24 protein-coding genes are annotated in these 22,867 nt (G+C 45.2%); 21 read left to right on the forward strand and 3 right to left on the reverse strand.

From position 1 onward, the window contains the following. Positions 1–146 precede the first annotated feature (146 nt). On the reverse strand, positions 147–974 hold the full coding sequence (locus BN162_RS14225) for a MerR family transcriptional regulator (protein ID WP_020225784.1): 828 nt from the start codon (positions 972–974) through the stop codon (positions 147–149). Between the two features lie 78 nt (positions 975–1,052). Between BN162_RS14225 and BN162_RS14230 the strand changes: the two genes are divergently transcribed. The 4 genes from BN162_RS14230 (at position 1,053) to BN162_RS14245 (ending at position 5,838) form a co-directional block, all read left to right on the forward strand. Further along, positions 1,053–1,673: a GNAT family N-acetyltransferase gene (locus BN162_RS14230; RefSeq protein WP_020225785.1), complete on the forward strand. Its 621-nt coding sequence runs from the start codon at positions 1,053–1,055 to the stop codon at positions 1,671–1,673. 77 nt (positions 1,674–1,750) lie between these two features. Further along, on the forward strand, positions 1,751–2,017 hold the full coding sequence (locus tag BN162_RS14235) for a hypothetical protein (protein WP_020225786.1): 267 nt from the start codon (positions 1,751–1,753) through the stop codon (positions 2,015–2,017). Between the two features lie 376 nt (positions 2,018–2,393). Then, on the forward strand, positions 2,394–4,109 hold the full coding sequence (locus BN162_RS14240; protein WP_020225788.1) for an ABC transporter ATP-binding protein: 1,716 nt from the start codon (positions 2,394–2,396) through the stop codon (positions 4,107–4,109). Continuing rightward, positions 4,093–5,838: an ABC transporter ATP-binding protein gene (locus BN162_RS14245; protein ID WP_244264205.1), complete on the forward strand. Its 1,746-nt coding sequence runs from the start codon at positions 4,093–4,095 to the stop codon at positions 5,836–5,838. Before BN162_RS14240 ends, BN162_RS14245 begins: the two co-directional genes overlap by 17 nt. Before the next feature lie 117 nt (positions 5,839–5,955). On the opposite strand, the gene BN162_RS14250 is transcribed toward BN162_RS14245, so the two are convergent. Beyond that, positions 5,956–7,404: an ATP-binding protein gene (locus BN162_RS14250; RefSeq protein ID WP_040452255.1), complete on the reverse strand. Its 1,449-nt coding sequence runs from the start codon at positions 7,402–7,404 to the stop codon at positions 5,956–5,958. A gap of 184 nt (positions 7,405–7,588) precedes the next feature. Between BN162_RS14250 and BN162_RS14255 the strand changes: the two genes are divergently transcribed. The 10 genes from BN162_RS14255 to BN162_RS14300 all read left to right on the forward strand — a co-directional run bounded on the left by BN162_RS14255 (position 7,589) and on the right by BN162_RS14300 (position 15,235). Beyond that, positions 7,589–8,158: a hypothetical protein gene (locus BN162_RS14255; protein ID WP_020225791.1), complete on the forward strand. Its 570-nt coding sequence runs from the start codon at positions 7,589–7,591 to the stop codon at positions 8,156–8,158. A gap of 13 nt (positions 8,159–8,171) precedes the next feature. Next, positions 8,172–8,489, forward strand: a complete 318-nt coding sequence (locus BN162_RS14260; protein ID WP_020225792.1) for a MazG nucleotide pyrophosphohydrolase domain-containing protein — start codon at positions 8,172–8,174, stop codon at positions 8,487–8,489. 553 nt (positions 8,490–9,042) lie between these two features. Continuing rightward, the gene (locus BN162_RS14265; RefSeq protein ID WP_020225793.1) at positions 9,043–10,380 is read left to right on the forward strand and encodes an MATE family efflux transporter; all 1,338 of its coding nucleotides are present in this window, start codon (positions 9,043–9,045) and stop codon (positions 10,378–10,380) included. 146 nt (positions 10,381–10,526) lie between these two features. Continuing rightward, positions 10,527–11,177 (forward strand): GOLPH3/VPS74 family protein, encoded by a 651-nt coding sequence (locus BN162_RS14270; protein ID WP_020225794.1) that lies wholly within the window; start codon positions 10,527–10,529, stop codon positions 11,175–11,177. Between the two features lie 13 nt (positions 11,178–11,190). Then, positions 11,191–11,460, forward strand: a complete 270-nt coding sequence (locus BN162_RS14275) for a helix-turn-helix domain-containing protein (protein ID WP_020225795.1) — start codon at positions 11,191–11,193, stop codon at positions 11,458–11,460. Between the two features lie 193 nt (positions 11,461–11,653). After that, positions 11,654–12,331, forward strand: coding sequence for a phosphoribosylaminoimidazolesuccinocarboxamide synthase (locus BN162_RS14280; protein WP_020225797.1), 678 nt, complete (start codon positions 11,654–11,656; stop codon positions 12,329–12,331). A 151-nt stretch (positions 12,332–12,482) separates the two neighbouring features. Further along, positions 12,483–12,896, forward strand: coding sequence for a PTS sugar transporter subunit IIA (locus BN162_RS14285; protein WP_020225798.1), 414 nt, complete (start codon positions 12,483–12,485; stop codon positions 12,894–12,896). Between the two features lie 226 nt (positions 12,897–13,122). Then, positions 13,123–13,605 (forward strand): PTS sugar transporter subunit IIB, encoded by a 483-nt coding sequence (locus tag BN162_RS14290; RefSeq protein WP_020225799.1) that lies wholly within the window; start codon positions 13,123–13,125, stop codon positions 13,603–13,605. A gap of 18 nt (positions 13,606–13,623) precedes the next feature. Beyond that, complete coding sequence (locus BN162_RS14295; protein ID WP_020225800.1) at positions 13,624–14,418, forward strand: PTS mannose/fructose/sorbose/N-acetylgalactosamine transporter subunit IIC; 795 nt, start codon at positions 13,624–13,626, stop codon at positions 14,416–14,418. Then, complete coding sequence (locus BN162_RS14300; protein WP_020225801.1) at positions 14,411–15,235, forward strand: PTS system mannose/fructose/sorbose family transporter subunit IID; 825 nt, start codon at positions 14,411–14,413, stop codon at positions 15,233–15,235. The genes BN162_RS14295 and BN162_RS14300 overlap by 8 nt, the downstream gene beginning before the upstream one ends. 41 nt (positions 15,236–15,276) lie before the next feature. Here the strand turns inward: BN162_RS14300 and BN162_RS14305 are convergent, their stop codons facing one another. Then, positions 15,277–17,217, reverse strand: coding sequence for a BglG family transcription antiterminator (locus tag BN162_RS14305; RefSeq protein ID WP_020225802.1), 1,941 nt, complete (start codon positions 17,215–17,217; stop codon positions 15,277–15,279). A 69-nt stretch (positions 17,218–17,286) separates the two neighbouring features. On the opposite strand from BN162_RS14305, the gene BN162_RS14310 reads away from it, so the two are divergent. The 7 genes from BN162_RS14310 (at position 17,287) to BN162_RS14340 (ending at position 22,858) form a co-directional block, all read left to right on the forward strand. Next, positions 17,287–17,973, forward strand: a complete 687-nt coding sequence (locus tag BN162_RS14310; RefSeq protein WP_020225803.1) for a hypothetical protein — start codon at positions 17,287–17,289, stop codon at positions 17,971–17,973. A gap of 288 nt (positions 17,974–18,261) precedes the next feature. Beyond that, on the forward strand, positions 18,262–18,750 hold the full coding sequence (locus tag BN162_RS14315) for a PTS sugar transporter subunit IIB (RefSeq protein ID WP_020225804.1): 489 nt from the start codon (positions 18,262–18,264) through the stop codon (positions 18,748–18,750). Between the two features lie 39 nt (positions 18,751–18,789). Beyond that, positions 18,790–19,578: a PTS sugar transporter subunit IIC gene (locus BN162_RS14320; RefSeq protein WP_020225805.1), complete on the forward strand. Its 789-nt coding sequence runs from the start codon at positions 18,790–18,792 to the stop codon at positions 19,576–19,578. After that, positions 19,578–20,420 carry a PTS system mannose/fructose/sorbose family transporter subunit IID gene (locus tag BN162_RS14325; RefSeq protein WP_020225806.1) on the forward strand — a complete coding sequence of 281 codons (843 nt, stop codon included), beginning with the start codon at positions 19,578–19,580 and terminating at the stop codon, positions 20,418–20,420. Before BN162_RS14320 ends, BN162_RS14325 begins: the two co-directional genes overlap by 1 nt. A gap of 19 nt (positions 20,421–20,439) precedes the next feature. Beyond that, positions 20,440–20,976 (forward strand): hypothetical protein, encoded by a 537-nt coding sequence (locus BN162_RS14330; RefSeq protein WP_020225807.1) that lies wholly within the window; start codon positions 20,440–20,442, stop codon positions 20,974–20,976. Between the two features lie 42 nt (positions 20,977–21,018). Next, positions 21,019–21,441, forward strand: a complete 423-nt coding sequence (locus BN162_RS14335; protein WP_020225808.1) for a PTS sugar transporter subunit IIA — start codon at positions 21,019–21,021, stop codon at positions 21,439–21,441. 40 nt (positions 21,442–21,481) lie between these two features. Continuing rightward, the gene (locus BN162_RS14340; RefSeq protein WP_020225809.1) at positions 21,482–22,858 is read left to right on the forward strand and encodes an MATE family efflux transporter; all 1,377 of its coding nucleotides are present in this window, start codon (positions 21,482–21,484) and stop codon (positions 22,856–22,858) included. Positions 22,859–22,867 lie beyond the last annotated feature (9 nt).

Below are 22,867 nucleotides of genomic sequence, written 5' to 3' on the forward strand. Positions count from 1 at the left end.
ATAATTACTGTATTTTGAAGCCTTTTAAAATATAGAAATATGACGAATTAATGGTGGCTAAAGGATCCTTGATGAGATACTAATATAAAATGGGAGATAATTATTTGTAAGTCTCCATATCTATATTTATTTGAATTTTTTGTTTGCTATCTATCAAATATTGAGTGACGCGTATTTTCAATTCTTATTGAAATTTTAGTAACATAATCTTCCTCATTAGATAAAGCAAATTCATTCATTCCCATCTCATACGCATAACCAGTCATCTCTAAATCATTCTTCTTCGCATATTTGATTAATTGATGATAAGCATGAGGCAGTGTGTCCCATTCTCCGCGATGATAATAAGTTATATATGTACCTTTGGGTTTATGAAAAATATTTTTCGCTGGGTTAGGGTACAATGCAGGTGTATAAATGCCGTCATATTTTGAAAAGTCGTTTTTTAAGACTTTATCAATAGAAATCATTCCACCTACCCCCATACGAATTTGTTCGACACTCCATGATTTTGCCATAAAAGAAAAGGTATTTGAGATATCATCATCAAAATCATACGGAAGGATAAGTAATTTTTCTTCTTTACATTCATTTATTTCAAATTTAGATATTTCTAATGATTGGCATAATTCTATTTGATTTTTCTTTTCATGAATTGTTTTTTTTATGAGTTTAAGGCGTTTTATTTGATTATTTATTTCAACTTCTTTAGCCGTTGCAAGCCTGATAAAATTTTCTTCAGTCGGTCTTTTAATATATTCTTCAATATCATCAATACTCACATTTAATTCTCTTAACATGAGAATATATTCAAATTCAATGCTTTGTGACAAATCATAATATCTATATCCATTTTCTCCTTTTGTATTTGGAGAAAAAAGTCCAATGTTATCATAATAGTGAAGCGTTCTTTTATTGACATTATGAAGTTTTGCAAATTGCGCAGTAGTTAATTTTATATTGCTTTTTTTCATTTTATCTCCTGTTGACTTTACATTAACTGTATAGTTTATTGTATAAAATGCTCAAACAAAGTACAAGGAGGAACGAATATGAATATTACGTTGCGAGAGTATAAAAGAGAAGATTTTATTGTTTTGCAAAACATTATTAGAGAAACGTGGCATTATGATGACTTGAGCAGTCCCAAAACAGCTCAAAGACTAGCAGGAGTATTTTTAAGCAGCTGCTTAACCAATTATACCTATTCCCGTGTAGCTCTTGATAATGGAAAACCAGTAGGAATTATACTTTTAAACAATAAGGCAAAACATAAATGTCCATTAGGTTTAAAATTTCAGCAAATAAGAGAAATTATATCTCTATATTTATCTAAAGAGGGAAGAAAGGTATCTAAGATATTTGAAAGTGTAAGTGATATTGATAAAAAGCTTTTAAATGAATGTGATATAGAATATCCTGCAGAACTTGCTTTATTTGCAGTGAAACCATCTTACCGTGGGAAAGGAATAGGCAAACAGTTGTTTCAATCAGCACTTGATTATATGAAAGAACAAAAGTTGAATACTTTCTATCTATTTACAGATACAAGTTGTAATTATGAATTTTATGAACATCAAGGAATGATACGAAAAGGCGAAAAAAAGCAAACATTAAATGTGAATGGTCAATCCGCTAAAATGAATTTCTTTATTTATGATTATTTGATTTAAATACTTTTTGGTCTTTAACAACACAATTAATGCACAGCTTGAAGTCTAGGAAGGTCATGCTTATGAAATTCTTATAGATGATTTTCCTTGTCAGGGCGGATCAAGAAACTATCGATGAAGAATCGAAAACGAAAAATGAAGTCATGCCAACTCCAACCGTGCCTATACCTGTGACAGGAAAATCGAAAGCATCAAAGACAAGTTTGCTGCCTCAAACGCCACCGGAAGCAACCATCCAACCTCAGAAATCGACAAATCAGTCATCTTCTTGGATTCTTTGGGTAACTGTCCTTGGTATTGCAGTAATCGGCGGTGGTTTCTTCATCTTTAAGAAATTAAAATAGAAGCAGGAAGGCATACCAATAAAAAGATACGCAAGAATCATTCTAAAAAATAAATAGGAAAAACGATAGGAAGCGCCAAAAAATGCTTTCTATCGTTTTTCCTATTTTCTTAAAGCTGGTTTTGACGGATCCTTTAAAAAGGAAGTCCAAGGCTCTTTTTCATATGAAATAACGAGTTCAAAGTGTAGGTAAAAATCAAGAGAGTAACAGGGAGTGAATTCAGATTTCTGAAAGATTTCAATTACTTTCTTATAATGAATGTAATTTTTGAACTGGAAACTTAGCCAGAGACTGGTATAATGATAGAGAAAAGCTTAGCTTGCTAACAGTTGGTAAAGGAAACTAAGTGAGAATAAAGGGGGAATGAGAGTCAGTTATGGAACTTTTGAAGAAATATTTAAAACCGCTGCTGAAAGATATGTCGATCAGCTTCCTGATGAAGGCGCTGGGAGCGCTGGCGGTACTGCTGCTGCCGTATCTGCTGGCCTATGTCATCGATTCGATTGTACCCATGAGAGATGTTCAATTAATTGTAATCTATGGTGTGATCATGATCGTGGTTTCTGTGGCCGGTTGGATTTTTGATATCATGGCGAACCGGCTGGCGTCACGGGTAGCCCGTGATGCAACAATTCATATCCGGCATGATCTCTTTGAAAAAACAATTCGGCTGTCCTGCCGCAAGGGTGATGAATTTACCATCCCTTCGCTAGAAAGCCGGCTGACCAGCGATACGTACAATGTCCACCGGATGATCGGCATGATTCAGCGCATGGGCGTCCGCGCTCCGATCCTGCTGATCGGCGGCATGATCATCACCCTGATCATGGAGCCGGTGTTGGCCATGGTCATGCTGGCAACGCTGCCGTTTATCACCCATTTGGTTTACTCCAAAGCGACAAAAGGGATTCCAATGTTCACCAAGGTGCAGCAGGCCCAGGATCGGATGATTTCTGTTGTCCGAGAAAATGCTCAGGGCATTCGCGTGATCAAGGCCCTGTCCAAAGCGGATCATGAAAAAAAGCGCTATGAAAGCGTGAATATGGGATTAGCCAATGAGGAACTCAAAGCGAATACCCGAATGGCGGCGATCAATCCGCTGATGAATCTGTTTATGAATTTAGGTTTAGTCGGGGTAATTCTGGTCGGCGCCTGGCGGGTCAACGGCGGCTTGAGTGAAACCGGGAAAATTATCGCGTTTACCAACTACTTTACGATTATCACCAATGCGATGATGTCGATCAGCCGAATTTTCGTGATGACTTCCAAGGGTATCGCAAGTGCGGATCGAATTGAGGAAGTCCTTAAAGCTCAGGATGAGATGGAAATCATCACCGATGATTCTCCTCTGAATGATAAGATTGTGGAATTTGATCATGTCAGTTTTTCCTATTTGGGAATTAAGGATAATGTGGAAGACATCACTTTCAGCCTGAAAAAGGGGCAGACATTGGGCATCATCGGGGCTACCGGATCTGGAAAATCAACAATTTTACAGCTGTTGATGCGCTTCTATGATGCAGATACCGGCGTGATTCGGATTCATGGCCGGGATATCCGCAGCTATGATCCGAAAGATCTGCGTCAGGAATACGGCATTGTCATGCAAAATGACTTTATCTTCCAGGATTCAGTTCGGGAGAATATTGCTTTCGGCCGTCCGATTGACGATGAACTGTTGGATGAAGCAACCCAGATTGCTCAGGCCCGTCCGTTCATTAAGAGTCTGACCGATGAATTTGATTATAAGCTGAATTCCAAAGGCACCAACCTTTCCGGCGGGCAACGGCAGCGGATTTTCCTGTCGCGGGCCTTTGTCAATAATCCGAAGATTCTGCTGCTCGACGATTCCAGTTCGGCGCTGGATTATGAAACCGACGCACGGCTGCGCAAAGCGATCAACACACACTTTGCCGAAACGGCGAAGGTCATCGTGGCGCAGCGAGTTTCCAGCATCATGCATGCGGATGAGATTCTAGTTTTGGATCAAGGGAAAATCGTGGCACGCGGTACGCATGATGAGCTGATGCAGACCAGTGAAATTTATGCGTCGATCAGCGACAGTCAGATGGGAGGTGCGCTGCTTGAATAGAAAAGCGACTATCCGGCGGTTGATCGGATATTTAAAGGAATCCAAGTTTTTGCTTCTTCTGGCCTGTATCACGACGATCGTTGCCAACGTGCTGGCTCTGTATGGCCCGAAACTGACCGGCATGGCGATTGATGCGATCGGCGGACCAAGTCAGGTCAATTTTGATCGGGTTCTCTATTACTGTATATTGATGGTTATCTTCTATGTGGTTTCCAGCGTTTTAACTTACATCCTGCAGATCATTCTGCTGCAGGTATCCAAAAAGATCACACATCGGATGCGCAAGCAGGTTTTTGAACATCTGCTGGAACTGCCGGTTAGTTATTTTGACCGCAATCAGACCGGGGATATCGTATCAAAGATTTCCTATGATATCGACACGATCAATACTTCACTGTCGAGTGATATTCTTCAGCTGGTGACCGGCGTCATTACTGTCGTGGGCTCATTATTGATGATGTTGTCGATTGCACCGATCTTGGTTCTGGTCTTCGTTATCACGGTTCCGATTACCTTGGTCTTTGCCCGCTACCGAATGATCAAAGTAAAGCCTTTGTTTCGCCGGCGTTCACGAAAGCTGGGGGAACTGAACGGATTTACTGAAGAGATGTTGTCGGGAAACAAAACGATTAAGGCCTATGGTCAGGAAGATACAATTATCACCAAATATGACGGCCGTAATGAGGATGCCAGTCAGGCTTATTATACGGCGGATTATGAAGGCAGCATCATGGGGCCTTCCGTCAACTTTGTCAACAATCTGTCGCTTTCTCTGATCAGTATGTTCGGAGCGATTCTGTTTCTGATGGGCAAAATTACAATCGGCAATATTTCCTCCTTTGTTATGTATTCCCGGAAGTTCTCGGGACCCATCAATGAAACGGCGAATATTATCACTGAGCTGCAGACGGCTGCGGCTGCGGCGGAGCGGATCTTCCGACTGCTGGATGAACCGTCAGAGCTTCCGGATGAAGCGGATGCCAAGGTCTTGATTGATACGCGGGGGATGGTCGATATTGATCATGTCAAATTCGGGTATACGCCGGAAAAAGAGATCATCCATGATCTGCGGCTGCATGCTGATCCCGGCCAGTTGGTGGCCATTGTCGGTCCAACCGGGGCAGGCAAGACGACGATCATTAATTTGCTGATGCGGTTCTATGATGTCAATGAAGGCGTGATTTCGGTTGACGGTTATCCAATCCGCAATCTGACCCGCGACAGTCTGCGCAAGGCGTTTACGATGGTTCTGCAGGATACCTGGCTGTTTCAGGGGACGATTCAGGAAAATGTCGCGTATGCCCGTGACGATGCCACTTTGGAAGAGGTCATCGATGTTTGCAAGAAGGCACATATCCATGATTTCGTAGAAACTCTGCCGCAGGGCTATCAGACTGTACTGACCGATGATGGCGTCAACATTTCCAAAGGTCAGAAGCAGCTGCTGACGATTGCGCGGGCGATGTTGTCGAATGCTAGAATGCTGATCTTGGATGAAGCTACCTCAAATGTTGATTCCCGGACAGAAATGGCGATCCAGGACGCAATGCTGGAACTGATGAAAGGCCGAACGTGCTTCGTTATTGCCCATCGTCTTTCCACGATTAAAAATGCGGATGTGATTTTAGTTCTGAAGGAGGGCAATATCATTGAGTCCGGAACTCATGACGAACTGCTTCAAGCCCGTGGGTTCTATGCTAAACTGTTTAACAGTCAGTTTGAAAGTTAATTCAAGATAAAAGAAACAGCTGCGACAAGCGGATAAACAATCCTGCTGCCTCAGCTGTTTTATTACGTTTAAATCGAAAGTGAGATCTTAAAGATAAAATGTGCATTATTGTTGTGACTAAATCATGCTACGATAACCCTGTTTTTCGGCATGACCAAGCAGATAAAGGAAAGCAAAGGCAGGAATACGAATTAAGTCTTTACCACTTTTCGTATGATGAACACCATAATCATCACTATTTTTAGTGACGATGATTGAAGCGGCTGCTTCTTTGCTTAATTCCACAATGGCGTCATTGTCTGGGATGGGAGCTCCCTCCCGATATTTAACTTCAATATGAATGTTTTTTTGATTGGAGCATTCAACTACAATATCAATCTCATTTCCCCGTTTTCCACCTCGGTAGTATCCGACGGAGGCTGCCTGTTGATAATAGAATGCAGCAACATGCTTATACACGGCTGTCTCAACGATTTTTCCCATTTCGATGGGATTGCTTAGAATGGTATCATCCATCAAGACTGCATTTCTGATTGCAGCGTCTGCAATGTAGATTTTAGGACTCGCCTTTAAAACTTTTTTGCCAGCGATATTGACAGGCCAGCTTTGATATATCAAATGTGCGCTTTCAAGATATTGAATATAGTTTTCTACCGTGGGTCGGCTAACTCCATTTAATTCTCTCGAAATGGCATCAATCGAAACGATTTCTGAAGAAACGTTGCAAAGATAAATGAAGATTCTTTCTAATTCTGTCGCATTCCGAATTTTATAAATCGAGGGTAAATCGCGTTTTAAAACTTTATCGACAACATCATCCCGCATAATTTGTTGAGCAAGGACATCATTGTCAGCTAAGGCCAATTCCGGAAATCCACCCACTTGTAGATAACGAATAAAATAATTCTGAACTTTGGATAGCTGAAGCATAATTTGAGTACGTTCTTGCTGCGATTGATTTAATAGCGGGGTAATTTTGAGATTTGCAGGTAACTCAGGCCGATCGACATTTAATAATTCACAATATTCGTAAAAAGACAGCGTGGGAACTTGAATAATTGTCCAACGACCTGCCCCACTTTCCTGATTTCCTTTTATTAGCGCCGGACTGGCTGAGCCTGTTGCAACAATTTGTGTGTCTGGCTGCATATCATAGATCGTTTTTAACCATTTATCCCAATTTTGAGCATATTGAATTTCATCAAAAAAATAATAGACATCATGATCAGGATATATATTTTCGTGATAACAATCCAAAATTTCATTCATTTCGCTTAATTTCAGCATCGGGTGATCCATGGAAATAAAAATAATTTTCTGTGGTAAAACCCCATTCTTCAAGAGTGTATCAATCATCTGATATTGAATTGTGGTTTTTCCAACCCTGCGTGTTCCAGTTAAGAGAACAGTGCGTCTCAAAGTCGATTGATTCAACCATTTCATAGCTTCATAAAAAGCAAAACGTTTATAAGATTTCATTAATTTCGGGTTGACTGCATCCATTTTCCACCATGGATTATAAGAGGATAATACCCGCAGTAAGGCTTCTTTGCTTATAATTGCCAAATAAAACACCTCTCTTTTGTATAATTTTAGCTCAAATATCCATATTTGTCATCAATTATTATAAATATACTTATAATCATTGATATAAATTTTGAAGATTTCATCGAATTTTATTAAATTATGAGTAGTTGAGTACAATCTTAGGAAAGTATGCGATAATAAAGATAAAGAAGAAGGCGAAAAAATGACACGGGAAGAATGGAAGCAGGCATTCCGGAAGAATGTTTTTGGACGTTTTCGATTTTATCTAATTGCGGTGGGCATTGCCGTGCTGATCGCGGTGCTGGCTGTGATGCGTAGGCCTGGACAGATTATCGTAATGGGGCTGGCAGGTATAGTAGGGCTTGTTCTGCTTGGAATTCTGCTTTTATTAGCGATGGAATTTCGCGGTATTGATCGAATGACTAAGATTTTGCCTGAATCCCTGGGGTTATTGTGTCAGTTAAATTATCTGTGGCTGGGGGAAGAGAAAGCCTATTATTGGTTCCGTCGTCATGGATATACGATCTCCTTTAAGGAACTGGTTTCCTGCAGTATCGCACCTGTGTCGGAAACTCCATACGCAAGCGGAAGTGCTGACGATGGCATGCTGATCCTGGGATTAAAGGATCAGCGCAGCCTGAGCGTAAATCTCAAAGATAAGGATAACGCGGTCAAAGCGGCACAATACTTAAAGACAAAGAATCCGCGGTTGGTGCTGGCGGACATCAACGAAAAACAAGTTTCACTTGAAGAAATCCATAACGAAGGATAAGGAGAGCGGCAACGTGGACGGAAGAATTACGATTCAGTATTTGCAGGCGTACATCAAAGCGAAGGATCATCATCCCGAACGGGCAAAAGATTATCTTTTAAAGCTCGTGGAAGAAACCGGGGAATTGGCCAGAGCTATGCGCAAAGAACGCATACCCGCTTCACCAGATCAGATCAAAGGGACGATTGAAGAGGAAATCTGGGATATCCTGTATTATGCTCTGGCAGTCGCGAATTGTTATGATATTGATGTTGAAACGTGGATTCCGATCAAGGAGAAATTGAATCAACAGAAATATCCCTCTGAAGCACAATTTGAACTGGATCGATAAACGCAGTGGCTGAAGCTGGTCAATTAATTGACATAAAAATCACAAATCGCAGGCATAATCATTGACAGCCCTGCGATTTTTTTGGTATTTTATGAATGTAGATAGGAAGCTGGATTTTCAGCTTCAATGTTTCGGATTGATCCAGCCCCTCCATGATGGAAGAGTTCAGGAACCGAATTCTAATCAATGGAATAGACTAATGAGAAGCCAGACTGTTCGACTTCTTTTTCCGTATTCTTAAGTAAAAACAAGCACAGACTAATAGAAAGGTGATGATGAATGTTTAAATTAGCGATGATCCTGGTTGCGTTCCTGTATTGGATTCTGCATTAAAGTCACAGAGTGTTCAGTGAAAAGCGAGGGAGTTTTGACTGAACAGCCTGATAAAGGAAAAGGAAGCGTTTAGGCTTCAAATCAGGAACTGCCGGATTTCGGCAGTTTTTGTTTTACCGAGTTCATTCAGCTCTTTTTCTGATGGAAGAGAAAAGGCTTGTGAGAGTGAATCAAGTAGGCTATAATGTTCTGGATTTTGTTTTTGGAGAGGGGGAAACGAATGCATAACCGAATGACGGAAGGCAGTCCGCTGAAACTAATTTTGATGTTTGCGATGCCAGTTTTATTGGGAAATGTCTTTCAGCAATTTTATAATATGGCGGATACGATGATGGTTGGCCGGATATTAGGGGTCGACGCTCTGGCTGCGATGGGAGCGACGGCTTCTGTTTCCGGATTGGTGCTGGGTCTGAACATCGGATTGGCGCAGGGGTTTGCGATCCCGATTGCCCAGTATGTCGGCGCTGGGGAAATGGATAAGGTCAGAAAAGCGGTGGCCGGCACGCTGATGCTGGGGCTGATCTTCGTGATTGGAATTACGGTGATCGCGTTAGTGACCGGGATTCCGGTACTGAAGCTGTTAGGAACACCGGAAGAAATCATGGGCATGTCAATCGAGTATATCTTTATTATTTACGGCGGCTTGATCATCACGATGATGTATAACATGGCTGCCAGCATTCTGCGTTCCTACGGCGACAGCCGAACTCCGCTGTATTTTCTGATTCTGGCTTCATTGACAAATATTGTCCTGGATTATGTTTTTTTAAAGACCTTGCACATGGGCGTGGGCGGAGCAGCGATCGCAACGCTGATATCCCAAGGGTTGTCGGTCGTCCTCTGTGTTTTGTATATCAAGGAAAAGACCCGTTTTCTGATTCCGGAGAAGGAAGATTTCCAATGGGACAGAGAAATGCTGAAAGCTCAGCTGTCGTTAGGCGTTTCAATGGGACTGATGAATTCGATCGTATCAATCGGTTCCGTGATTTTACAAAGCGCTGTCAACAAGCTGGGAGCGGTGATCATTGCTGGACATACCGCTTCGCGAAAGGTAATCGAAATGTTCATGCAGCCGCTAATCAGCATCGGCGTCACCGCTACGACTTATGTATCGCAGAATCTGGGCGCAAACAAGCTTGAGCGTATTCGCAAAGGTCTGCACTGCTGCACCGCCATCAGCTTTGTCTGGTCAACATTCTGCATTCTGATTTCCTTTTGGGGAATTGACTTCATTCTGGCGCTGGTCGTGGATGCCAAAGAGGTGCAGGTCATTGCCACGGCCCGGCAGTATTTTAAGATCAATGTCTTCTTCTTTTATGCTTTATCAGTCTTATTCATTTACCGCAATGCCTTGCAGGGATTGGGGAAAAGTCAGGCGCCGATTTTCTCAAGCTGTATTGAAATGATCGTTAAGATTTTGGCAACGCTGCTTTTGACGCCAAGTCTGGGTTATCTGGGCGTGTGTTATACTGAGCCGATTGCCTGGATTTTAATGGCGGTGTTCCTGTTAGCCGCATTTTATCGTGACCCGCGTTTTATTCTTGGGAAAAAACGATGAGGCCCAATTGGAAATTCCAGTTGGGTTTTTCTTTTTTTCGAAATGAAAGTCAGGAAAAGATTTGACGAAAAGACCGGACTCTGTTAATATTAAATCATAAGTAGTAAGTAATAAGTAGATAGTGCCGTTAGGCCAAGGAGGAAACGATGAATAAAGAAGCGTTGACGATGGAATATTTGTTATGTGTGTTGGATGAGGAAGGAAAGCTTCCCACTTTCAGTACAGAAAAGGAAATTTGTTTCTATGCAGCGCAGCTGATTGAGCTGATCGATCTGGGCTGGGTTGTTCTGGAAGGAAAAAAACTTCAACTGACGGATAAAGGAAGTGAACCTCCAGTTTATCTGGAGCCGATGTTTGAGATTGTAAAGAAGTCCAAAGGGAAGAGAGTGGCAGATTTTGCAGGAAATCTGACCTTTACCCTGACCGGAAAACCGCGCAGGGAGATGCTGGAAGCCTGTCTGGAAGTTATGGAAGAAGCCAATCTGCTGGAAACGACAGTGAAAAAAGGCTTGCTGGGAACAAAGGAATACCGCACGGTCAAAGCTGAAGAAAAAGATCGCGTCATTCAGAAAATTCGTGCTGAGTTTTTAGAAGAAGGTCAGATCAGTGAGGAAACAGTGCTGCTGGGCTGTCTTTTGGATAAGACCTCGCTTCTGAAAAAATATTTCTCTGCCTACGAGGCGAAAATGCTGAAGCAGCGGCTGAAAGAATTGCGGAAAGCCCCGGAGAACAAGCTGATCAACGAAATGATCGACTCGGTGGATACGCTGATTGCCGTGATTGCCGCTACGGCGTAAGGAGCGGCTGACCATGGGCCGGCAAAGAAGCCTGGAAGTAATCCAGCAGGCGGAATGGGTGACGATCGGGGAATTGGTGCGGCTGACGAATGTTCGTTACAGCACGCTGAAATTTTATACCGAAGAAGGCATGATTCCGTTTGAACAGGCGGAGGAAAATCTGACGCGCCGCTACCGCCGCACGGAAGCCATCCAGCGGATTGAAGAGATCCGGCAGCTGCGGTTAGCCGGACATTCGATTCCGGAAATTGCGGAAATCTTAAGGGATAAACAGGATCGCTAGTTTATCGCAAAGCATTGAGATCCCTTTGTTAAACGGTATGACGGATCTTCAGGAAGCTTTCAGGATGTCACGAAATCGCTTCAATAACCAACCAGCGGAGAAAAACAAGAAAAACCTTGAAATTACCATAAATTTTTGTGCCGAATGGCAGTAACTGTGCTAAACTAGTTCTGCATTATATGGAGGAAAAGGCATGAATAAAGTTTACACAGGTAAGACAAAAGATGTTTATGCATTAGACAACGGCAACTATCAGCTGAAGTTCAAGGATGACTGCACCGGAACTGACGGCGTATTCGATCCGGGAGCGAACACAGTTGGACTTCAGATCGAAGGCATTGGTCGTGAGAATCTGAAAGTTTCAGTTTATTTCTTCGAAATTCTGAAGAAGGCAGGCGTTAAAACGCACTATGTCAGCGCAGATATTGAGAATGCAACGATGGAAGTCCTGCCGGCGGAAGTTTTCGGCAAGGGCTTGGAAGTGATCTGCCGCTATCGTGCGGTCGGAAGTTTTATCCGTCGCTACGGTGCTTACATGGAAAGCGGTACACCGTTAAACGCATATGTTGAAACCACATTGAAGGATGACGACCTGGGCGATCCGCTGATCACACCGGATGGTCTGGAAGCCATCGGCGTGATGACTCTGGATCAGTATGCGGAAATGAAAGCCATGACGCAGAAAATTTCAGGGATTGTTAAAGAAACGCTGGCAGAAAAAGGTCTGGATCTTTATGATATCAAGTTTGAGTTTGGTTATTACCAGGGTGAAGTCATCCTGATTGATGAAATCGCATCAGGCAATATGCGCGTTTATAAAGACGGTGAAATCGTAGAACCGACCGATCTGACGAAACTGATTTTAGGCTAATCCGCTTTACGAAAACAAAATAATGAGAATGGGACGGCCGAAGTTCCATTCTTTTTCTTTTTCTGCCGGGTTTTCCTTTCAAATTTTGAAAAATTAAGAAAGTGGGAGACGGTATAATAAAAAAGGATAAAACAAAGAGAGGAAGGATTTTATGAAAGGAATATTATTGCTGAGTCATGGCGACATGGCGCAGGGCATGCTTCAGGCTTCTTCGATCTTTTTTGGCGAGAATCTGCCTCAGGTGCAGGCGTTGGGGTATCAGATGACCGATGACAGCGAAGCCTTTGAAGAACAGATCGGACAGGCTGTTGCAAAGCTGGACAGCGGCGAGGGTGTTTTGATCTTAACGGATTTGTTTGCGGGGACACCAGCCCATAAAACCACACGGTATCTGAAGCCGGGACAGGTAGACGTCATCTGCGGCGTGAACTTACCGTTATTTCTGGAACTATTGGGCCTGCGGGAAAGCGGAGATCTTGATTTGAAGGCTTTGATGCAGACCGGGAAAGATGGGATTCGTCTGTGGGAAGTGATTCAGCCGCAAACGGATGAGGAATTCTTTTAAATTTCATTCTTGGGATCCAAGTTATTCACATAGCCGGTGATTTACCGGCTTTTCTTATGGGAAGATCAACAGAGCAGCGACCTAAATTCCGCTTTAAAAAATCACAAAAAGCAACCATAAATTATTACTTTTTGAAATTTTTGATGAAAGCGCTTTAAGTATAATGAGGATGTTGAAATCAGCGAGGATGCCCGCTGATGAAAAATGAGGAGGAAAGGAAGACATTATGATTGTTCAACTAAGAATTGACGAGCGCCTGATCCATGGACAAATCACTACGGCTTGGTCCCGCTTTCTGGATGTCAGCCGGATTGTGGTTGCCAGCGACAAACTGGCGAAAGATCCGCTGACCACGCAGACGCTACTGATGTCAGCGCCGGCTGGGAAGAAAGTCGCAGTCAAAACGATTCCCGATGCGATTAAGCTGCTGTCGGATCCGCGTGTCGATACGGTCAGGGTTCTGATCATCGTCGACAATCCGAAGGATGCGGTCGCTTTAGTCAAAGCGCTGCCGATCAGCGAAGTGAACGTGGCCAACTACGTCAAAAAGAAATCTGCGAATAAGGTCAATCTGACACGGGGAGTCAATTCCGATCCGGAAGATCTGGTTTATTTCAAAGAACTGGCTCAGATCGGGGGACATGTATTTTCTCAGCTGATCCCATCCAATCCGAGTGAAAATTTCGCTGAGATCGTTTCCAAACTTTAAAGAAAGAGGGGGTTTCTCATGACCAACGCATTATTGATTGCGTTTGCTTATCTGTTGTGGCAGGTTGCAGACAACTGGCTGGGATGGCAGACGTTTACCCGTCCGTTAGTTTTATGTACATTAACCGGTTTAATGTGCGGGGATATCACGACCGGCGTCATCATCGGCGCCGAACTGGAAGCTGTTTATATGGGAGTTTCCGCGATTGGCGGTGAAGCGCCGTCCAATTATCAGGCCGCTTCCGTCCTGGCTGTCGGCTTCGTTGTTCTTTCTGGTGCTGACCAGGGCGTCGGCTTAGCCTTAGCGGTAACCGTCGGGACGCTGATTAATGCGGTCAAGCCGTTCACACAGGCCATCGCCTTGGCGCTGCATCCATGGTTTATGAAAATTGCGGAAACCGGCAATGTTAGAAAATTCCGTATCGCAATGTGGCTGCAGGTCATCTTTGTTTCCCAGCTGCTGAATACGATTGTCGTCTTCTTAGTCGCTTTGGGCGGCGAAGCAGGACTTCAGGGTTTCATCTCGATCTGTCCGGCTTTCATCATCAACGGTTTGAATGCTTCCGCCAACATGCTGGTCGTTGTCGGCTTATGCTTAACAACACAGGCAATCTGGAATGGCGCAACAACTGTAATGTATGTCATTCTTGGCTTTGTTGCGGTTAAATACCTGGCATTGGGAACTTTGCCATTGGCCCTGATCGGCATTGTTATTGCCTTCGCGCATTTCCAGAACAGTTATAAGTTAGCGCAGAGCCGATCGGCATCCGCCATCGGCACGCAGACTCAGGAAGGGGATGATTTCTATGAATAAGGCACCGAAGCTGACTCCGGAAGAAAGAAAAATGCTGAATAAATCGTTCTACTTCTCTCTAGGCACCAACATGGCCAGCAGTAAGGTTTCCCAGCAGTCCAAATGCTTTGCGATGGCCATGTATCCAGGACTGGAAATGTTCTATGACGATCCGGAAGACCGCAAAAAAGCCTTCTACCGCCATGCCGGAGAATTCTTCAATACTCATCAGGTTTTCTTAGGCTTATTGGTCGGCATTGCTCTGGCCATGGAAAAACAACAGGCAGAACATCCGGAAGAGGATATCACAGAAACGATTTCCACACTGAAAGCTTCTTTGATGGGGCCGACAGCCGGAATCGGCGACAGCTTCTTCTTCAACTGCTACCGCGTCATCATTGCCGGTTTGTGCATTGGTTTGTCAGCCAACGGCAGTCTGCTGGGCGTCATTCTGTTCGTGCTGTTGTATGGCGGACTGCTTCTGGTCTATAAATATATTTTCTTAACGGCCGGTTACCGCTATGGCACCAGCCTGATCACAGAAGCGTTTGAACGCGGCATCGTTCCGCTGATTACCGAAGCCGCGGGCATCCTCGGCGCGATTATGGTCGGTGCGCTGATTGCCCAGAACGTTTCGATTAAGATTGCGTTGCAGCCGGTGATCGGCGGAGCAGCGATTGATTTCCAGGGCATGCTCGATTCGATCATGCCGGGTCTGTTGTCACTGTTATTGTGGGGCTGGAGCTTCTCGCGGGTTCAGAAGGGCTGGTCACCGACCAAGCTGATCTTCTTGATCATGGGCGGCTGTATTGTCTTAGCTTTCTTCGGAATTCTCTAAACTCAAGGCTGCTGCGCATTCCTGCGTAACAGCCCTTTTTCTTAAAGCACTTGGAAAATGGAAATGATATCTTTGTAGGATCGATCTGCCAGCGTATTGATAAACAGTTCGTTCTGATGAATAAATTGTTTCAGCAAATACGAGATGATCTGGACATTTTCCTGACTGCCGTCGCCCTGTTGGTAAAAAATGAAGACGCTGGCTTTGGCATGTTCCCACAGCATCGGCTTCCGATTGATAAAGACCTCAAACACCGGATGAGATAAACGCAAGGCCAGGGGTGTAATCAAAACGATATTCTTCTGCTTTTCATAGCTGATGAAGCTGTTTCGCATCTTTAAATCATGGATGAAATGTTCGTGATCGCCAATTTCATTTTCGTACAGTTGGTAAATTGCGTCATAGACCTGCATCGGCGTTGTGAAATTGCCTTTGTGGAAATTCTTTTCCCGGAAGATCCGCTTGGCTTTCGCATTAAAACGCTGAATCAGGAAGGCAGACATCGAATTGGAGGCAGCGGGCAGAGAACGCAGTCGGCTGTCAATATAAGCTCCGGTGTAAGTCTTAGGCAGAATCTTCCGGTTGATATCCGTAATGACCGCATCGTATTGATTGAGATCCTGCTCAAAAATTTCGGTATATTCCAACACCTCAATCGACTGAATATAACGGCTGTACTGAACCCGCATCCGATCCGCCAGATTTTCACTGTAATATCGGCCATGTCGGGATACGACCGCAAACTTCATCTTATTATAATAGGTATTATTCTTAAACAAGGCTGAATTGAAGATATAGTAAGCGTCAACCAGATCGACTTCCCGCAGGTACAGACCATGCTTTACCTTGTAATAAAGGGCAAACAGCGAGCTGATATCTGCGGAGATCAAACCAATACGGGTCGATTCCGGCAGCTTCTCCGCATCGGAAGCGAAATTGAATTCTTTTTTCAGATTCAGTCCATAGAGATAACAGGCAAAATCCTGATAGAAACGTTCGTCAAAAATATGCTGAAGGTCATAATATTTTCCGATAAAGGCTACGACTTCGCTGACTTCCCCCTTAATTTGTTCCAGTGCTTCTGCCGGAATTTGCGAGGGATGCTTCAGCGTCATGCAGCAGGCGATCAGGGAAGCCAGGGACAGAATATCGGTTTCAGTGGCCCCTTCCTGAAAGTAAGCTGGCAGGCTGGCGTAAATCCGCCGGGCAATCGCATAGACCGGCAAAGGCAGCAGCTTCTTCTGAGCTTCGCTCAGCTGCAGCTGTTCAGCATAGGCGGAGCGGGTTTTTGCCAAGAGAATGTACTGCGCGATTTTAATGAAATGAATGTTCGGCACCGCAACCTCAGTTTGAGATCGGAAGACTTTCAGCACACAGTCGCGGACAAGATTTGGATAGTCGGTATGATTGAGAAACAGCGCGTTGAAAATTCCGGAACGCACCCGCTGCGGATTTTCGTGAACAAAGACTTTATGCATGAAAATCAGACAGATTCGCTTTGACCATTCATCGCCTTCCAGATAAAGACCGTAATTTCGTTTGTTTTTCAATTCCAGATGAAACTGGTCAAAAATCAGCTGAGTCTGATCCAGAGTCCGCAGAACGGTACTCTTGGAACAATACAGACTGTTGACCAGGGAATCAATCGAGGTGTAGGAAGCGGCTGTCAAAAGCTTCATCGCAATGGTGTACGCCGTTGAAAACTCGGAATAGTTCAGATAGCGGAACTGACGGAATTCTTTGAGAATCTGCGTCAGAAACGGTTTGGCCTGTTCCGGCTTGTCCAGGGTTAAAAAATAACCGGAAGCGATCTTGGTGTCGATGAAACAGCCATGATCCTCAAGGTAGTCGTTAATCAGATCGATTTCTTTGCGAATGGTATTGATGGAAACATTGCAGATCTTACTCAATTCTTCGCTGCTGATGTAATCGTGACAGGCAGCAATTTGCTGCAAAAGCGTTTTTCCCAGTTCGTTAAGCATATTTTCTTTCTCCTGAACTCCATTATAAAGGATTTTCAGGAATCTTGCATGATTAAGGGAGGGTAATTGATGACAGTCTCGCTCGTATTGTCCGTTTTTTTGATCCTAAGTGGTATTTGGGGATCGGCTAAAATAAAGAAAAGTTGGAATGCCCAACTGGAACAGGCTTTGATCGGTAAAGATTATCAAGCCTATCGAAAACTGATTTACAGGCGGACCGCTTTGATCTTTTTGAATCCCAATCTGGTGCTTTTGCTGCGGGCTACAGATCAAATGAGTGCCGGTGATCTGGAAAAGGCAAGAAAAATATTGCCGGATATCCGCCCGGATCGCTTGAACCTTCCGCAGAAAATAGCCTATCTGCAGCTGTGCAGTCAGATTGCCGCACAGGATCGCGACGCCCGATTGTTCACAGTTGTCCAGCGGGAACTGGAAGCCATTGAAGAAGAATCGGTTCAGGATTTAGTTCAGGCACTGCATGAGGAAAATGCGATTAATCAAAAACTGATCTGTCAGTTTGACCGTTCGGTGGTTTCCCTTCTGGAGGACAAGGTTTCTCAGTCAGAAGGGACAGCCCGCGGAAAGCAGATGATGTCGTTAGCGAAAGCCTATTATTTGGATGATCAGCCGCAGAAGGCGATTCAGACGTTAACTCAAGCGCGCCGTCTGCTTCAGGGAACGCCACTGGTTTATGCCGTGGAAGCAGCGTTGAAGGATCTCAGTCTGTTGTCAAATGAAAAGGAAGCTATGGAATGATTCCGCTTTTCGAATAACGGAGAATGGGAAAGCGGATTGAGAAGCGCCATCCGAAAGTGCTATAACATTGAATTTTAAAACATTTTCTGATTACTTTTAAAAACAAAAACTCGTATTCCCTATTTGCGGAGTATATCTTTATGCTGCCTTTGACAGATCAAAAAATAGCTGATTAAAGATTAAAACCTGAACAAGAAACCGCTTCCAGTTCCTTTACAATAAATATAGATTCAGGGGAAAGCTTGAATGCCTGGCTTCAGCCAAGTTCGTCAGAAAGAGGTGTACTGTATGATTGTTTTTATTCGCTGCGATGACCGTCTGATTCATGGTCAATGTCAAACTAAAATTATTCCGCTCAACAAAATCACGCGGGTGATCGGTGTGGATGATGCCACAGCGACCAATCCGATGTTAAAACGTATTTTTGAAATGGCTGCGCCGCAGGGCGTGAAAGTAACTGTTCATACGTTTGACGATGCCTTAACGCCAATTCGCAAATGCATGATCAATGAGAAACGCACGCTGATCATCACCCGCCGGCCATCCACCTTGTTAAAAATCTACCAGGCGGTTCCCGATCTGATGAAAACCGTCAATGTCGCCAACATTCCTAAGGAAAAGGATGGCTTCTGGGTACGCCGGGATATTTGGATTAATGAAGAAGAGCTTGCCGCATTAAAAGAACTGGATCAATTGGGGATTTCGATTCAGTTTCAACAGTTCCCGGGCGACGGCCAGCCGGAGCTGTATTTCAAGGACATTAAAGATCAGCATTAAGTATTTTATTTCAATATAAGAGAAAGGGGAGAAAATACGATGCAAATCACCATTCTTCAAGCGATTCTGCTTGGACTCTTCTGCTTCCTGGTTTCAACCGGGATGTTCCCGCTAGGCTGGCTGAGCATGAATATCATGAGCAAGCCGCTGATCCACTGTCTGATCATCGGCATGATCATGGGGGACATGAAAAACGCGATGATCATCGGCTGCGTTATTCAGGCGGCCTATATCGGTCAGATGTCGATCGGCGGGGTCGCGACCTTGCCCAAAATCAATATCGCGCTCTGGTTTGCTTTGCCGCTGACGTTGGTTTCGGGCGGTGACGCGGCAGAATGTCTGACGATTGCTCTGGCCTTTGCGGCCGTTCAGAACATTCTGGATACCGTGGGCAATCTGGTGAAAGTCGGTTTCCTGCATCGTCAGGACGCCTTGATTGAAAAGGGGAAAATTAAACAAGCCTGGTGGTTCCCGGCAGCGGGACATATCTGGACAATGGTTTCCTGTCTGGTCATTGTTCCTGTATTCTGCTTAGCCGGCTCGGCTGTGATCAGCAGCATCGTCAGCGCCCTGCCGCCGCAGATCAACGCGATCACATCGACCTTTACCGGCCTGCTTCCGGCGATTGGCTTTATGATCCTGATGGTCACCTTGATTCATTCACCGTTCCAGTGGATTTATTTCCTGTTCGGCTTTGTCCTGGCCGCGGCTTTGGGCTGGGATACAATTTCAATTACAGTTGTGGGCTGCGTTATTGCTTATCTGATTTTCCAGTTCACTCCGGATAAAAAGATGGCTGCGGCCGGCGTTGAGGAGGATGACGACTGATGACACAGAACACAGAACGCCTTCAGGCGTTAAAGAGCGATAAGAAATTTGTCAACAAAGCCTTCTGGGCTTACAACTGGTCAATCCCGATGAACTTTACGCGGGAACGAATGTTAGGCTGCTCGATGGTGAGTATGCTGGCGCGCGTCGCGGATGAAATTTATCCGGAAGATGTGGAAAAGCAGAAGGAACTGTGCCGCAACCATGAAGTTTTCTTCAACACGCAGCAGGGGCTGGGCGCGGTCATTTATGGCATCGTTCTGGGTATGGAAGTGGAACGGGCCCATGATGACACGATCACCAACGAACTGATCCAGTCGATCAAGCAGGCGCTGGCCGGACCGCTGGCGGGTTTGGGCGATTCGCTGATTCAGGCTCTGATCACGCCAATCCTGATTTCCATTGCGATCGGCTTAAGTACGGAAGGGTCCATCTTAGGTGCGCTGTTCTTATTTGCCGCCTATACGGTCATCAATGCGATTCTGTGCTTAACCTTATTCAAGACGGGTTATAAATACGGAATTATCGGTGCGGAAACGTTAGTCAGCTCGAATATGAAGGAACGGGTTATTCCGGCTTTTGAAGCCTTGGGCATCACAGTGATCGGCGGTGTTTTGGCCGGCATCATGAATGTCAAAACCGGACTGGTCGCTTCCTTCGGCCAGACCAGCATCAACATCCAAACCGATGTTCTGGATGCCTTCTTTCCGAAGATTTTGACCCTGGTCATCTGCTTTATCGTGTACTATTTGGTAAAAGAAAAGAAATGGTCGGCAACCAAGATCATGTTGTGGATGATCCCGGTTGCGATTATCGGTTACATGACAACGATTCTGGCTTAAGAAAGAGGAGGGAACGGTTATGCTTCAGCTGCAATATCAATTTAGTCCTGAGGATGCACTGCGCTACTATGAAACTTTGCTGAGCTCCTCGCATCAGACGCGTCTGCCGCGGGGGATCGCCCTACTTTGGGGACCGGCGCTGTGCGCTGCGTTGATGATTGGTTTTCAATGGACACATTCGATAGGGGCCTGGGTGATTGCCGTTTCCTTTTCCTTGCTCTGGTTGTTTTATCTGGCGCCGCGGTTTTTCCGCAATTTATGCAGAAGTGCGGCGAAACGAAAACTGGCTTCTTCCCAGCTGAACTGGGAGGCGCTGCAAATTGAAGAACATGAAGGCTGCTTTAGAGTCAACGGCACGGAAAAAAAGCTCGCGGATTATTTCATCCTGAAAGATTTTCTGATCGTTGCTTTTGAAGATCAGACCCAGCTGGTGATCCCGGAGCAGGCTTTCGGTGAAAATGAGGAGCGGATGAAGCAGTGGCTGCTTCGTCTGACCCTTGCCGTTAACCGGAAACAAACAAAAAAACAGGAAGAAAAAGAGGAAATCGTCGAATGACGATTTCCTTTGTACAAGGAATCTCAAGAAGGAGGCAATAAAATGGTAGGTCTGGTTTTAATCAGTCATGGTAAAATGGCAGAGGGCATCGCGGACTCTTTGTCGATGTTATTTGGTTCCCGGATACCGCAGCTGGAAATCTGTTCGCTGCGTGAGAATCATTCACCGCAGGAATTTCATGATCAGCTGCTGCAGAAGGTTGCGGAGGTTGACCGCGGCGACGGCGTTCTGATCTTTGCCGATATGCTCGGCGGAACACCTTGCAATCAGGCTCTGACAATCGTCAGTGAAAAAATCCGTTTGATCGTCGGAATGAACCTGCCGATGATTTTGGAACTATTGGGAATGCGGGAAAGTACAGATGTGGATGCGGCGACGATTGTGGAAAATGGCCGTCAGGCGATTCAGGATGCCGGAGCACTGTTGTTAGCCGGATCGGAGTCCTCACCGGATGATGATGACTAAGCTGGATTCTCAAGGCCTGAAAAAAGGGGGCAGCCGGTAAATGGAAGCCGCGGGAAAACGCAGGCAGGTCGGCACGAACTTGACTGAAGGGCCGATCCTGACCACACTGCTGATCTTTGCGATTCCGATTGTTCTGACGAATATTGTCCAACAGCTGTATTCGATGGTCGACTTATCGGTCATCGGTCAGTTTGTCGGCAACGTCGGAAGCATCGCCGTTAATACCGGCGGCGAGATGGCGGATCTGGTCAGTCCCGTCGCGATGGGCTTTGCCGGAGCAGGACAGATCTATATCGCTCAGCTGGCGGGATCCGGCATGGAAGATAAGATGAAAAAAACGGTCGGAACGCTTCTGACCTTTACGATCGTCTGTTCCCTGGTGTTAATGGGATTGGGTATTTTGTTCTGTCAGCCGATTCTGCAGCTGTTGAATTGTCCGCAGGTGGCGCTGTCGCAGGCGTCGCAGTACATGATCATCACGGCTTTGGGATATCCGTTTATCTTCGGCTACAACGCGGTTTGCGGTGTGCTGCGGGGCATGGGCGAATCCAAAAAGCCGCTGTTGTTTATTCTGGTAGCGGCCGCGGCCAACATTTTTCTGGATATCCTGCTGGTTGCCGTTTTCCACATGGGGGCTGCCGGAACGGCCATCGCTACGGTTGTTTCCCAGCTTTGTTCCTTTTTGGCGGCATTCCTCTACCTGTGGATTCAGCGTGAACACTTTGATTTTGAACTTAAACTGCGCTATTTCCAGATTGATATGCCGATTTTGAAGGTGCTGGTTCGCCTGGGCATTCCGCAGGTTTTCCGTTCCCTCATGGTGCGGACGGGAATGCTTTGGGTTAATGCGTCGGCCAATTCTTACGGCGTTGTGGTTTCCACAACCAACGGTGTGGGCAACAAGCTGCAGAAGTTCCTGGAGGTTTTCATCTCCGGCGTCGATACAGCGGCAGCCAGTATGATCGGTCAGAATCTAGGTGCGCACAAGCCGGAGCGGGCCGGGAAAACAACCTGGGTCACAGCCGGCTGCTGCGTCGTGCTGGCAGGTCTCTCATCGCTGCTGTGCGTTTTGATTCCGCATGTCATCTTTGGCATCTTTACCCAGGATGCGGCTGTTATTGAAATGGGAACGACCTTTTTACGGATCTTTACCATTCATTTCTTTGCCTCAGCGATCACGGGATCCTTCCAGGCGATGGTGACTGGCTGCGGATTTGTGGAGATGGGCTTTTTGCTTGGCCTTTTGGATGGCGTTATCTGTAAGATCGGCCTGAGTTTGATCTTCATCAACGTTTTTCACATGGGGTATGAAGGTCTGTGGTATGGCGTGGCTTGTTCCCGCATCGTCAACGGTGTGATCTGCATCGCTTATTATCTCAGCGGCAAATGGAAAACCAGGAAGCTATTAACAGAATAGAATTGGAAG

Source organism: Holdemania massiliensis AP2, from assembly GCF_000327285.1.
GTDB lineage: Bacteria > Bacillota_I > Bacilli_A > Erysipelotrichales > Erysipelotrichaceae > Holdemania > Holdemania massiliensis.